Origin of the sequence: Sphingobium sp. LSP13-1-1.1 (assembly GCF_040676415.1) — a bacterium.
Classification (GTDB): Bacteria; Pseudomonadota; Alphaproteobacteria; order Sphingomonadales; family Sphingomonadaceae; genus Sphingobium.
In genome coordinates this window covers 58,266-70,781 of sequence record NZ_JBEGHU010000007.1, presented here as the reverse complement: position 1 = coordinate 70,781, position 12,516 = coordinate 58,266, and the positions used below count along the sequence as shown (strand labels likewise).

12 protein-coding genes are annotated in these 12,516 nt (G+C 64.8%); 7 read left to right on the top strand and 5 right to left on the bottom strand.

From position 1 onward, the window contains the following. A partial coding sequence (locus tag MRBLSP13_RS06280) for a hypothetical protein (RefSeq protein WP_363753435.1) occupies positions 1-252 on the top strand: 252 nt, incomplete at its 5' end. Positions 253-377: 125 nt separating this feature from the next. On the opposite strand, the gene MRBLSP13_RS06275 is transcribed toward MRBLSP13_RS06280, so the two are convergent. Beyond that, positions 378-1,547 carry a pyridoxal phosphate-dependent aminotransferase gene (locus tag MRBLSP13_RS06275; RefSeq protein WP_363753432.1) on the bottom strand — a complete coding sequence of 390 codons (1,170 nt, stop codon included), beginning with the start codon at positions 1,545-1,547 and terminating at the stop codon, positions 378-380. A 117-nt stretch (positions 1,548-1,664) separates the two neighbouring features. Further along, the gene (locus tag MRBLSP13_RS06270; protein ID WP_363735515.1) at positions 1,665-2,822 is read right to left on the bottom strand and encodes a pyridoxal phosphate-dependent aminotransferase; all 1,158 of its coding nucleotides are present in this window, start codon (positions 2,820-2,822) and stop codon (positions 1,665-1,667) included. Positions 2,823-2,973: 151 nt separating this feature from the next. Here MRBLSP13_RS06270 and ptsP point away from each other — a divergent pair, with 151 nt between their 5' ends. The 6 genes from ptsP (at position 2,974) to ftsH (ending at position 10,622) form a co-directional block, all read left to right on the top strand. Further along, a complete protein-coding gene (gene ptsP, locus MRBLSP13_RS06265) occupies positions 2,974-5,250 on the top strand; it encodes a phosphoenolpyruvate--protein phosphotransferase (RefSeq protein ID WP_363735513.1) in 2,277 nt (758 codons plus the stop codon). Between the two features lie 91 nt (positions 5,251-5,341). Continuing rightward, positions 5,342-6,295 carry a helix-turn-helix domain-containing protein gene (locus MRBLSP13_RS06260; RefSeq protein WP_363735512.1) on the top strand — a complete coding sequence of 318 codons (954 nt, stop codon included), beginning with the start codon at positions 5,342-5,344 and terminating at the stop codon, positions 6,293-6,295. A 131-nt stretch (positions 6,296-6,426) separates the two neighbouring features. Next, positions 6,427-7,329: a tetratricopeptide repeat protein gene (locus MRBLSP13_RS06255; RefSeq protein ID WP_363735591.1), complete on the top strand. Its 903-nt coding sequence runs from the start codon at positions 6,427-6,429 to the stop codon at positions 7,327-7,329. A 7-nt stretch (positions 7,330-7,336) separates the two neighbouring features. After that, a complete protein-coding gene (gene tilS, locus MRBLSP13_RS06250; RefSeq protein ID WP_363735511.1) occupies positions 7,337-8,281 on the top strand; it encodes a tRNA lysidine(34) synthetase TilS in 945 nt (314 codons plus the stop codon). Between the two features lie 132 nt (positions 8,282-8,413). Further along, complete coding sequence (locus MRBLSP13_RS06245) at positions 8,414-8,605, top strand: hypothetical protein (RefSeq protein ID WP_066555398.1); 192 nt, start codon at positions 8,414-8,416, stop codon at positions 8,603-8,605. A 67-nt stretch (positions 8,606-8,672) separates the two neighbouring features. Continuing rightward, complete coding sequence (gene ftsH, locus MRBLSP13_RS06240) at positions 8,673-10,622, top strand: ATP-dependent zinc metalloprotease FtsH (protein WP_363735509.1); 1,950 nt, start codon at positions 8,673-8,675, stop codon at positions 10,620-10,622. Between the two features lie 143 nt (positions 10,623-10,765). Here the strand turns inward: ftsH and MRBLSP13_RS06235 are convergent, their stop codons facing one another. The 3 genes from MRBLSP13_RS06235 to MRBLSP13_RS06225 are packed head-to-tail and all read right to left on the bottom strand — an operon-like array spanning position 10,766 to position 12,422. Beyond that, positions 10,766-11,413 (bottom strand): heme exporter protein CcmB, encoded by a 648-nt coding sequence (locus MRBLSP13_RS06235; protein ID WP_133654573.1) that lies wholly within the window; start codon positions 11,411-11,413, stop codon positions 10,766-10,768. Further along, positions 11,410-12,018, bottom strand: coding sequence for a heme ABC exporter ATP-binding protein CcmA (ccmA, locus tag MRBLSP13_RS06230; protein WP_363735506.1), 609 nt, complete (start codon positions 12,016-12,018; stop codon positions 11,410-11,412). The genes MRBLSP13_RS06235 and ccmA overlap by 4 nt, the downstream gene beginning before the upstream one ends. Next, positions 12,015-12,422, bottom strand: coding sequence for a metallopeptidase family protein (locus MRBLSP13_RS06225; protein WP_208108126.1), 408 nt, complete (start codon positions 12,420-12,422; stop codon positions 12,015-12,017). Before MRBLSP13_RS06225 ends, ccmA begins: the two co-directional genes overlap by 4 nt. Positions 12,423-12,516 lie beyond the last annotated feature (94 nt).

Genomic DNA, 12,516 nt, shown 5'->3' with positions numbered 1-12,516 from the left:
GAATACACGGATGATTGGGCTGCTCCCGATGTGGCGAAGTGCAACAGCGAGCTTTCGGAGAAGGGCTTACCAACGCTGACCGAGGTGAGAGCGCGCTTTTCGAAGGTCGTGCAGCGGGTGGTTCGCCAGGGCCGGATAAAGACCGATGACGAATTTTATGCTCTTCGAAATGCGGTCGAACAACAGGGTATAAACGCAGAGATTTTGTGGCCGCTGCTTGAGGCATATGAAATACAAGGCATGAGCAACTGACCGCTTTCGGGGCGCGCGAACAGGACACTAATGACGGAAATTGGTCGAAATGCGCAGCCAACCTGTCGATGCACAGAAAAGGGCGCCCGGACCGCACCGGGCGCCCTTCTTCGGCTTTTTAAGGGTCAGGCCTTGTAAATCTTGCCCACTGCTGCGCGGAACTTCGCCATGTCGTCTGTCGAACCGACGGTGACGCGTGAGACGGTGGGCCAGATCGCCCAGTTGCGCCCGATCTGGACCTTTTCCGGTGTGGCGATCAGTGCGGCCTGCATGACCTTGGCCGGCTTGGTCTTCCAGTCCACCATGAACATGTTGGCCTGGCTTCCGGGCTGCACCTCTATGCCGTTGCTGGTGAGCCAGGCGATGGTTTCCTCCCGGTTCGCGATCATTTCCTGACGCCGCGCCTTGATGAGGCCAGCTTCGGGGTAGACTGCATTGCCGCAGGCCATGGCGGTGATCGACAGGCCGCCGGCCGTGGGGCCGAAGAGGCTGATGCGCTTCTGGATTTCCGGGTCCGCGAAGGTCAGTCCCAGGCGCACGCCCGCCATGCCGAACAGCTTGGAAAAGGTCCGCATGACGATCAGGTCCTTGCGGCCCGCCACCAGCTTCACCGCGCTGGGCGCTTCGGAGAAGTGGATATAGGCTTCGTCGACCAGCAGGATCGAATCCTTGGGCTTGTTGGCGAGCAGCCATTCGATGTCGGCCAGCGGGGTCACGGTGCCGGTCGGGTTGTTGGGCGAGCAGATATAATAGAGCCCGGCATTGGGATTGGCGGCCAGCATCGCCTTCACGTCATGGCCCTTGCCGACTGCCTGGGGCGCCTTGGCAATCGGGGCCTTCAGGTAATCGGCCGTGCGCCAGGCGGATTCGAAGGTCGGATCGGCGGTGACAAGGCCCCTGGTGGGGGAGCAGAAAGCCGCGACGGTGCTGACCAGCGGGCCACCGGAGCCGGGCCACAGCATGATGTGTGATTCCGGAATGCCTTCCACCTTGGCGACGGTAGCGATCAGGTCGCCCTTGTAGTTATCCGGATCGTACCAGTTGCCGACGGCCGCGGCCCTGGCGGCGGCCTGCACGCCCGGTTCGAACGGGCCGGTCCAGCATTCGTTGGCGCCGATGCGCACCGCGCCCTTCACTCCGCGCGCGGCCTGCTGCTGCGCGAAGGCGGGCTGGACCAACAGGTTGCCGGCAGCCGCGCCGGCAGCCATCAAAGCGGAAATCTTGCCAATGGTGCGACGGGAATAGCCCCGTTCGAGCAGGTCTTCGCGGGCGTCCTTTTCCAACATCATGGTCATGTCTGTCCCCTAGTTTTGCACGACTGCGTATATTCAACCGGGGGAAACGAAGGAGGCGGCGCATTTCCGCAATGCGCCGCCTCCGTTTTCGGGGAAATAATGAGCCGCTGTGCTTGATCAGGCTTTCCAGACCTTGTCGACGGCGTCGCAAAAGGCCTTCATCTCCTCGGTCGAGCCGACCGAGACGCGCGACACGTTTGGCCAGATCGGCCAGTTGCGCCCGATCTGCACCTTTTGCGCAAGGATCGCGGCCTGCATTTCCTTCGCCGGCTTGCCCCAGTCGACCATGAACATATTGGCCTGGCTGCCCGGAATGACCTTGATCCCCTTCTTTTTCAGATGCGCGATGGCCATTTCCCGGTTGGCGACCATTTCGGCGCGGCGGGCCTTGATAAGGTCGGCCTGCGCCACCGACACCGTGCCGCAGGCGACGGCCGTCATCGGCAGCATCGCCGTCACCTGCCCGCCATCATAGCGCATCATCTTTTGCATGATCGCCGGGCTGGCGAAGGTCAGGCCAAGGCGCATGCCCGCCATGCCGAACAGCTTGGAAAAGGTCCGCAGGATCAGCACATCGTCGCGGGTTGCGGCCAGTTTGGCGGCATTGGGACCGTCGAACCAGTGGATATAGGCTTCGTCGACGACGAGGATCGCGTCCTTGGGCTTGTTGTCGGCCAGCCACTGGATGTCCGCCAAGGGCGTCATCGTGCCCGTGGGATTATTGGGCGAACAGATATAATAGACGCCCGCATTGGGATCGGCGGCCAGCATCGCCTTCACGTCATGGGCATAGTCCTTGGTAAGCGGCACCTTCGTCACCTTTGCGCCCAGCCAGTCGCCAGTGCGCCAGATGGCTTCATAGGCAGGGTTGCCGGTGACGATGCCGCGGGTGGGGGAGGCATAGGCGACGGCGACGCGGCTCAACGGATCGCTGGAGCCCGGCCAGGCGGTGATATGCTCTGCGGGGATGCCCTCCACGGTGGCGACCGCGGCGAACAGCTTGGCATGCTCATCATCCGGTTCGTATCGATTGCCTTCCCGTACCAGCTTGAACGCGGCTTCGGCGGCGACAGGGAAGGGGCCGGTCCAGCATTCATTGGCGCCGATGCGCACGGCACCCTCGACCGGCTTTGCGGCCTGTTGCGCCATGGCACCGGTGACGCGCAGGGCTGCCGCGCCTGCACTCAGCAGGGCGGCGACCTTGCCCATCTGGCGGCGGGAATAGCCGCGGTCGATCAGATCCTGTTCGAACGCCTTCGTGTCGATTTCTGCCATATGCTCGTCTCCCTGACTCGCTGACCAACCAAGATTTTACGACCGTAAACGAATTCGCTTCCTCTTTCCGCCATGGGCGGGGAAGGAAATTGGATGGAACCGCGCATATTCGCCTTGGAAAGCGGACGTACGATCTGTTAGCGCTTGGTATATGCTCAGCACGCCCGCCGCCGCCGCCCGCCAGATCCTCGTCCGCCTACAGGAAGTCATGGCCGCGCGCACCAGTGCGCAGGCGAAGCTGAACAAGGTGGTGGAGATCATCGGGGAATCGCTGTCGAGCGAGGTCTGCTCCATCTATCTGGTGCGCGAGGGGCTGCTGGAGCTGTTCGCGACCCGGGGTCTCAAGCAGGAGGCCGTCCACGTCACCCGCATGGCGATGGGCGAGGGGCTGGTCGGCATGATCGCCACCAATGTCGAGACGCTGAACCTGGACGAGGCGGCCTCGCACCCCGATTACAGCTATCGGCCGGAAACGGGGGAGGAACTGTTCCACAGTTTCGCCGGCGTGCCGATCGTGCGGCGGGAGCGCGCCATCGGCGTGCTTTGCGTCCAGCATGTCGAGCCGCGCCGCTATGAGGAAATCGAGATAGAGGCGCTGCAGACGGTGGCCATGGTGCTGTCGGAGCTGATCGCCAATGCGGAACTGGCCGATGACGGGCCACTGGACAGCAGGGTTCAGGACACGGGTCCGTCCGTGCTGCACGGGTTGCAGCTGGTGATGGGCATGGCGCGCGGCCATGCGGTGTTTCATCAGCCGCGCGTGCATATCGAACATACCGTCGCCGAAGATACGGAGGCGGAGCGGCAGCGCGTCATTTCCGCCTTCACCAAAATGCGCGAGCAGATCGACCGGATGACCGGCACGGCCGAGTTCGGTACGGAGGGCGAGCATCAGGAGGTGCTCGAAACCTACAAGATGTTCGCCTATGACGAGGGGTGGATCAGGCGGATCAACGAAGCGATCGACAGCGGCCTGACCGCCGAAGCCGCGATCGAGAGAGTGCAGCAACGCACGCGCATGCGCATGCGCCAGATCGACGATCCGCTGTTGCAGGACCGGATGCACGATCTGGAGGACATGGCGAACCGGTTGCTGCGCATCGTTTCGGGGCAATTGGGGACTGCGGCGCAGCTGGGCCTCAGGCAGGATGCCATCCTCATCGCGCGCAACCTGGGGCCGGCGGAACTGCTGGAATATGACCGGCGGCGGCTGAAGGGCGTCATCCTGGAGGAAGGATCGCTCACCGCCCATGTCACCATCGTCGCGCGCGCCATGGGCGTGCCGGTGCTGGGCCGCGTGCGTGACATCCGCCATCAGGTCAATGAGGGTGACCTGATCCTGATGGACGTCGCGGACAACAACCTGCTGATCCGGCCGACGCCCGACATGGAGGAGGCGTTCGAGAACAAGCTGCACGTGACGCAGAAGCGGCGGGCGGAATTTGCCGCGATGCGCGACCTGCCCTCGGTCACGGCGGACGGACAGCGCATCGAGCTGATGGTCAATGCCGGGTTGCGGGAGGATGCGCAGGCGCTGGATATTGTGGGTGCGGACGGCATCGGCCTTTTCCGCACGGAATTCCAGTTCCTGGTTTCCGCGACCCTGCCCCAGCGCGAAAAGCAGCAGCGCCTTTATCGCGACGTGCTGGACGCGGCGGGGGATCGTCCCGTCATCTTCCGCACCGTCGACATCGGCGGCGACAAGGCGCTGCCCTACATGGCGCGGGACGGCGAGGAGGAACTGGAGGACAATCCGGCCATGGGCTGGCGCGCGCTGCGGCTGGCGCTGGACCGGGACGGGCTGATGAAGGCGCAGGCCCGCGCGTTGCTGGAGGCGGCGGCAGGCAAGACATTGCACGTCATGTTCCCGATGGTGTCGGAACCCTGGGAATATGAGCAGGCTCGCGCGCTGGTCGAGCATCAGCGCGAATGGCTGATGGCCCAGAAGAAGAAGCTGCCGGTATCGGTGCGCTATGGCGCCATGCTGGAGGTGCCCGCGCTGGCAGAGGTGCTGGACCTGCTCCTGCCCCGGGTCGACTTCCTCTCCATCGGCACGAACGACCTCACCCAGTTCCTCTTTGCCGCCGACCGTGCGCATCCGCGCCTGGCGGAGCGCTATGACTGGCTCAGCATAGCGATCTTGCGGTTTCTCGACAGGGTGGTTCGTGCCTGCGAGGCGCAAGAGGTGCCGGTAGGCGTCTGTGGTGAAATGGGTGGGCGCACGCTGGAGGCGATGGCGCTGGTCGGGCTGGGCGTGCGGCGCCTGTCGATCACGCCGGCCTCGGTCGGTCCGGTCAAGGCGATGATCCGTTCCCTCGACGCGGCGAAGCTGCGGACGGTGATGCGCAAGTTGCTCGACGAGGGTGTGACGGATGTTCGCTCGGCGCTGGTCGACTGGGCCGGGGAACATGCTATTGAATTGAATTGAGAGGATTGTGGCGGCACATCGGGCTGGTGCGGCGTTGACAATCCCCGTCCCGCAATGAGACAAGGCCGGCCTTCAAGGATCGCGGAGCAGCATGTCAGAAGAAGCTGAACAGGAAGCCGGCGTCGCGACGCCGGAACGGCTAGGCACCCCGGGGGCGCGACTGCGCGCGGCGCGAGAGGCGCAAGGGCTGTCGATCCAGGACGTCGCCACCCGCACCCGCATAGCGCAACGGCAACTGGAGGCGATCGAGCGGGACGATTATGCCGCCTTGCCCGGCATACCCTATGCGGTCGGCTTCGCCCGCGCCTATGCCCGCGCCATCGACGTGGATGAGGTCGCGATTGCCGCCGACGTGCGCAGCGCCGTGCATAATTCGGATATGGGCAGCGTCCGTTACGAAGCGTTCGAGCCGGCTGATCCGGCGCGTGTTCCGTCCCGCGCGCTGGCCTGGACGGCTGCCGCCATCGTCGTGATCCTGGTGGCGGGCTTTGCGGTGTGGCGCATGCAGGTCATGACCCCGCCGACGGGCGAGGAAATCGCGGCGCAGCAGGCGCCGGCACCGAACGCCGCCCATCCTGCCGCTGGCGCGCCCCAGGCTGCGCCGGTATCGCAGACCGTGCTGTTCACTGCCAATGACGATGTGTGGCTGCGCATCTATGACGAGGCTGGCGAGCGGCTGAAGGACGGCCTTATGAAGAAGGGCGAGACCTTCACGCTGCCGGCCAATGCGCGCAATCCAATGATATTGACCGGCCGGCCGCAGGCGCTCACCGTGACGGTCGGAGGGAAGCGGATCGCGCCGCTGGGGCCGCCGGACCGGACCATTGCCGACGTGCCGGTCAATGCCGAGGCGCTGCTCGCGCGCGCGGCGCCGACTGGCGGGGCGACGACGCCGGCACTGGCACCGGCGCCTTCCACCCGGACGGGCGCCGGGCATGCGGTTCCCGCTGCGTCGCCCACGGCTCCGGCGGCGCCAGCCGCATCGGCATCGCCCGGCATGGCTCCAGTCGAGACTGCTCCCGCCCAGACCGCTCCTGAGGATTAAGGCGTCGACTTTACGCCAACGGCTTTAGGCAAAGTCTCGCTTTACCGAGCGGGATAACGCCTTATGGTTACGGATGGAGAGCGGCCGGGATGCGCCGTATTGCATTGAAGAAGTTCAAGTCGGGGATCATCATGCGTAACGCCTTTTTCGCGACCTCTGCACTGGTGCTGGCCGCGTTCGCCGCGCCCGTCGCGGCCCAGAATGTCAGCGTCGATGTGCGGGTTGACCGGCTGGAGAAGGAAATGCGCGCCGTGCAGCGCAAGGTGTTTCCCGCCGGCGCGCCGCTGGAGGCGGAAATCACCCGCCCGGCGACGCCCGCCATCATGCCCGGATCGCCTTCCTCAACGCCGGTGGCCGACCTGACGGCGCGGGTGAGCGCGCTGGAATCGCAACTTGCCTCTGTCACCGGTCAGGTCGAGGAAAACAGTTTCAAGCTGAAGCAGTTGGAGGAGGCGTTCAACCGCTACAAGGCGGAGCAGGAAAGCCGCGCCGCGCCCGTTGTCGTGCCCCCGGTCTCCGCACCCTCGGCTTCTGTTGCGCCTGCTGCGGCATCCAGCCACCCCGCGCCTCGCCCCGCCCCCAGCGGCGCAAGCGAGGAGCGCAAGACCGCTGTTGCCGCGATAGAGCGGCCTTCCAGCGGCAATGAGGCGGACGATGCCTATAGCTACGGTTTCCGCCTATGGGACGCGAAATTCTATCCGGAGGCGCAGGCGCAGCTGAAGGCGACGGTCGACAAATATGGCAGCAGCCCGATCGCCAGCAAGGCGGCGAACCTGCTGGGCCGCGCTTATCTGGACGATGGCAAGCCGGCGCTCGCGTCGGTCGCCTTCTATGAAAATTATCAAAAGCGTCCCAAGGGCGACCGGGCGCCCGACAGCCTGGCCTATCTGGGCGAAGCGCTGATCCAGCTCAAGAAACCGGCTGACGCATGCAAGGTCTATGCGGAACTGGAGCAGGTCTATGGTGCGACCCTGTCGACCGGTCTGCGCGGCATGATGGACAAGGGCCGGACCAGGGCCAAGTGTACCGCCTGAAGCGCGGATGAGTGAGGGCGATCCCGTCGACGAGCTGATCCGGGCGATTGCTTCGCTGATCGGGGAAGACGGCGCCGCCCGCTTCGGCGTGGCGGTGTCGGGCGGTCCGGACAGCATGGCGCTGCTCGACATGGCGGGAAGGGCCTTTGCCGGGCGGGTCGAGGCCGCGACGGTCGATCACGGTCTGCGCGAAGCATCCGCCGCCGAGGCCGCGATGGTGGCGGACTGGTGCGCGCGGGCGGGGATCGTCCATACCACGCTGCATCCTGACGGCGCGGTTCGGGGCAATGTGCAGGGCTGGGCGCGGGCACAGCGTTATGCGCTGCTGGAGGGCTGGCGGGTGGCACGCGGCCTGGACTGGCTGCTGACCGCGCATCACGCCGATGACCAACTCGAAACACTGCTGATGCGCCTCAACCGGGGATCCGGCGTCAGCGGGTTGGCGGGCGTGCGGGCGCGGCAGGGTGTGGTTCTGCGACCGCTGCTGGGGATGCGCAAGGCGGCATTGTTGGCCTATGCGCGTGTGCGCGGGCTGCCTTATGTCGATGATCCGTCGAACAGCGATCCGCGCTTTGACCGGGCGGCCTTGCGAGCGGAGCTGGCGGGGGTCGAATGGATAGATGCCGAGGCGGCGGGCCGCAGTGCTGCGGCTCTGGCGGAGGCCGAGGAAGCATTGGAATGGATGGTGGACGATCTTGCTGCGCGTCACCTGTCGGCCGAAGGAGAAGGGCTGGCGCTGGATCGCACCGATCTGCCGCGCGAATTGCTGCGACGATTGCTTCTGCGGATGGTGAAGCGATTGCAGCCTGACGCCTCGCCGCCTCGAGGGGACGCCGTCGATCGCCTGATCGAAGCAGCGCGCCAGGGACGAAAAATGAGTGTTGGGCGCCTGGTGTTGAAGGGCGGATCCCGATGGACGCTAACCGTCGCGCCGCAGCGGCGATGGCAATAGAGGATCGTTACGGAAAGGTTCCACCGCTTGGCGCGTCCGGCGAACCATCTGTCGATTTGTCCGCGCAAAATGACCTTTCCTTAACGCCTATGCTGGTTAATGAGGCCAGTTGAGCGTGGGATTTTTCGATTCATGTTTGAATTTGCAGCGGTGACCTATGGCCTGCTGGCCAGCGTCATTCTTTCGGCAGCACAGCGCAATCACCGGATGGAACGGCCCCATCCGCCAATGTTGCTCTACACAGGGTATATGCTCTGCGGTCTTTCCGCAGGGGTCGCGGTGATCTTGGCCTATATTGCCTTGTCGCAATTTGTCGGCGGCTGACCGGAAAGGTCGCGCGCTTGCGATTTTGCTGCGGCATCCTATCTTGCCGGGTGAAAGAGAGTGGTGAATGAACGACGAGAAGGACCCGCAGGGTAATCCCTGGATCAAGAGCGCGATGATTTGGGCGGGGGTAATTGTCGCCCTGCTGCTGTTCGTCTCCATGTTCGACAGCCGCACGGCGTCGACCGCCGGCACGGGCATCGCCTATTCCGAATTCCGCGCCAAGGTGCAGGAAGGCCAGGTCAAGGACGTCGCCATCGCCACCGACCGGATTTCCGGCACACTGAGCAGCGGCCAGAAATTCAGCACGGTCCCGGTCAATGATCCGGGGCTTACCGGCCTTCTGGACGACTATAATGTCAAATATTCCGGACAGGCGGAGGAACAGCCGAGCTTCTGGATGATCCTCATCTACCAGTCGCTGCCATTCCTGTTGATCCTGGGCATTGCCTTCTTCGTGCTGCGCCAGATGCAGAAGGGCGGCGGTGCGGGCGGCGCGATGGGCTTCGGCAAATCGAAGGCCAAGCTGCTGACGGAGAAGCACGGCAAGGTGACGTTCGATGACGTCGCCGGTATCGACGAAGCGCGCGAGGAGCTTCAGGAAATCGTCGAGTTCCTGAAGGACCCGACCAAGTTCGCGCGGCTGGGCGGCAAGATTCCCAAGGGCGCGCTGCTGGTCGGTTCGCCTGGCACCGGCAAGACGCTGCTGGCCCGCGCGATCGCGGGTGAGGCGGGCGTGCCCTTCTTCACCATTTCGGGTTCGGACTTTGTCGAGATGTTCGTCGGCGTCGGCGCCAGCCGCGTGCGCGACATGTTCGAGCAGGCAAAGAAGAATGCGCCCTGCATCGTCTTCATCGACGAAATCGACGCGGTCGGCCGCCATCGCGGCGCTGGCCTGGGCAACGGCAATGACGAACGCGAGCAGACGCTGAACCAGCTTCTGGTCGAGATGGACGGCTTTGAGGCGAATGAGGGCATCATCATCGTCGCGGCGACGAACCGCCCCGACGTGCTGGACCCCGCGCTGCTTCGTCCGGGCCGCTTCGACCGGCAGGTCGTGGTGCCCCGTCCCGACATCGAGGGCCGCGAGAAGATCCTGGCTGTTCACATGAAGAAGGTGCCGCTGGCGCCGGACGTCAATCCGCGGACTATCGCGCGGGGCACGCCAGGTTTCTCCGGCGCGGACCTCGCCAACCTCGTCAATGAAGCCGCGCTGATGGCGGCTCGTCGCGGCAAGCGCCTCGTCGCCATGGACGAGTTCGAGGCGGCGAAGGACAAGGTCATGATGGGCAGCGAGCGCCGCTCCATGGTCATGACCGACGATGAAAAGAAGATGACCGCCTATCATGAGGCGGGCCATGCCATCGTCGCGGTCCATGAGCCGGCGTCCGACCCGATCCACAAGGCGACGATCATCCCGCGCGGCCGTGCGCTGGGCATGGTGATGCGCCTGCCTGAGCGGGACAGCTATAGCTACCACCGCGACAAGATGCACGCGAACATGGCCGTCGCCATGGGTGGCCGCGTGGCCGAGGAGATCATCTTCGGCTATGACAAGGTGTCGTCGGGTGCGTCGGGCGACATCCAATATGCCACCAAATTGGCGCGCGACATGGTTACGCAATGGGGCATGTCCGACAAGCTTGGGCCGCTTCAATATGAGGAGCAGCAGGGCGAGACTTTCCTCGGTTATTCGCAGAGTCAGCGCGTCCATATGTCGGACGAGACGGCGAAGCTGATCGACAAGGAAATTCGGGGGCTGGTCGAGCAGGGCTATGCCCGGGCGCAGGAAGTGCTGAGCGGACACGAGGATCAGCTTCACCTGCTTGCCAATGCGATGCTGGAATATGAGACGCTCTCGGGCGACGAGATCAAGACGTTACTCGAAAAGGGTGAGATCACCCGCGACGACGGCACGACGATCAAGCCGTCGGTGATCCCGGCGGCGGGATCTTCGATCCCGAAAACGCGCCGTCGCAAGGGGCCTTTCGGCGATCCATCGCCTGCTGGCGCTTGATCCCACCTCTATATTCGGAAAGGCGCTGCCTGAGGGCGGCGCCTTTTTTGTCGGATGCAGCCGGCTTTGGGCTGGAAGAGCGGTCCTCAGCCGTCCGCCCGGCTATGCATGAAGAGTGGGCGGGAACCGAGCCGGATCCTTTTTCACTCCCGCCCCGCGCGAATGGCGGCGCCTCCGGCAAAGGGGGTGATCGCTACCAGCAGCAATGACGTGGCGCCCAGGAATTTGAGCGCCGCACCGCTGCCATCGCCCAGCGTCCCTGCGCCGAAGATCAGAAGCGGCACAGCAAGCGGCAAGGCCAGCAGCCCCGACAGCGCGCCGCTGGAGCGCAATCCTGCCGTCAGCGTCGCCACCAGCAATCCCAATGCCGCCAGCGCGGGCGTGCCGATCAGCAGTCCTGCTTCGAGCAACCCGATGGTCGTTCCGTCGAGCTTCAACAGCGCGGCCGCAGGCAAGGTCGCGACCATCAGCGCCGGTCCAAATCCCAGCCAGTGGGCAATCAGCCTGGCAAGCACGACCGTTTCTTCCCCGATGCCGCGCAGCGCCAACTGGTCGAGCACGCCGGCGTCGCGATCCGGCGCCACCAGCCGGTCCACTGGCAGCAGACTGGCGAGCAACGCCGCAATCCACAGCATGCCGCCGCCGCTCCGCCGCAACAATGCCGCGTCCGGACCCACGGCAAAGGGATAGAGGCTGGCCACCAGCAGCAGAAAGGCGACCGGCAGCCACAGTCCGGCGGATTGCCAGGATTGCCGCAAATCCCGCGCCGCCAGGGTCAGGAGGATGGTCATGCCTCCTCCTCCATCGCCCAGACATGGTCCTGCATCTTCACCATGGCGGGGCTGGCCAGCGGCAAGGGTTGGTGCGACGCGGCCACGACGATCCCGCCATCGGCCAGATGCCGGGTCACCGCCTTTCCCAGCAGGTCAAGCGCCGCCTCGTCAAGCCCGTTGCCCGGCTCGTCGAGCAGCCAGATGGGTGCGCCGCTCGCGATCACGCGCGCCAGCGCCGCCCGTTTCCTTTGTCCCGTCGACAGCAGGCGCACCGGCACCTGGCTGAGAGGTTCCAGCGCCATTGCCGCCAATGCTGCATCCAGGGCCTCCGGCGCTGTTGCATCCAGCCGCGCCCAGAAACGGAGCGCCGTTCCAAGTGGCTGCTCCGTGTCCAGGGCCAGCCTTTCGTCTGTAAGGGCTACCCGGCCCTGGCGTTCGACTGTCCCGGCGGTCGCAGCCAGCAGGCCGGCGCAGATGCGCATCAGGCTGGACTTGCCGATGCCGTTCGGCCCCTTCAGCAACGCACTGCCGCCCGGCTCCAAGCGGAGGTCGACGTCGCGGAACAGCAGCCGCCCGCCCCGCGCGCACGCGACGCCCGACAGGTGCAATCCCGCCGGGCTCATAGCGTGACCATGTCCTCCAGCACGTGCATGTCGAGGTCAGACAGGCCGAAATGATGGCCGATCTCGTGTACGACGACATGGGTGATCAGCATGTCGAGCGGCACGCCGGTTTCGACCCATTCGTCCAACAATGGGCGACGGAACAGGTGGATGGTCGGCGGCAGGTCGCCGGTCTGTGCCCTTTCTCCGACCGGGCGCCCGGTATAAAGGCCGGTCAGGCCGAAGGGATCATCGATCTCCATCTCCTTGAGCAGCTTGGGATCGGCAAACTCCTCCACGAACAGCAGGACATTGGAAAGGTGCGAGCGGAACGGCTCAGGCAATCGGGAGAGAGCCCCCAGCGCCAGGCTTTCAATATCCTCGCGCGTCGGCGCAAATCGGGGCTGTTGACCGGCATCGTCCATAAGAGAGACATAAAGCATGTTCCGAATCGTCTGCAAACCGCCGACGCACCGGAAAATGGGTTAATGCCGCCGGAAAATGGAACGGCGAGGCAGG

Coding starts and splice junctions, on each gene's coding strand:
- ftsH (WP_363735509.1), top strand. CDS start 8,673: ATGAACGACGAGAAGGACCCGCAGGGTAATCCCTGGATCAAGAGCGCG.
- tilS (WP_363735511.1), top strand. CDS start 7,337: ATGAGTGAGGGCGATCCCGTCGACGAGCTGATCCGGGCGATTGCTTCG.
- MRBLSP13_RS06260 (WP_363735512.1), top strand. CDS start 5,342: ATGTCAGAAGAAGCTGAACAGGAAGCCGGCGTCGCGACGCCGGAACGG.
- MRBLSP13_RS06275 (WP_363753432.1), bottom strand. CDS start 1,547: ATGACCATGATGTTGGAAAAGGACGCCCGCGAAGACCTGCTCGAACGG.
- MRBLSP13_RS06245 (WP_066555398.1), top strand. CDS start 8,414: ATGTTTGAATTTGCAGCGGTGACCTATGGCCTGCTGGCCAGCGTCATT.
- ccmA (WP_363735506.1), bottom strand. CDS start 12,018: ATGAGCCCGGCGGGATTGCACCTGTCGGGCGTCGCGTGCGCGCGGGGC.
- MRBLSP13_RS06255 (WP_363735591.1), top strand. CDS start 6,427: ATGCGTAACGCCTTTTTCGCGACCTCTGCACTGGTGCTGGCCGCGTTC.
- MRBLSP13_RS06270 (WP_363735515.1), bottom strand. CDS start 2,822: ATGGCAGAAATCGACACGAAGGCGTTCGAACAGGATCTGATCGACCGC.
- MRBLSP13_RS06235 (WP_133654573.1), bottom strand. CDS start 11,413: ATGACCATCCTCCTGACCCTGGCGGCGCGGGATTTGCGGCAATCCTGG.
- ptsP (WP_363735513.1), top strand. CDS start 2,974: ATGCTCAGCACGCCCGCCGCCGCCGCCCGCCAGATCCTCGTCCGCCTA.
- MRBLSP13_RS06225 (WP_208108126.1), bottom strand. CDS start 12,422: ATGGACGATGCCGGTCAACAGCCCCGATTTGCGCCGACGCGCGAGGAT.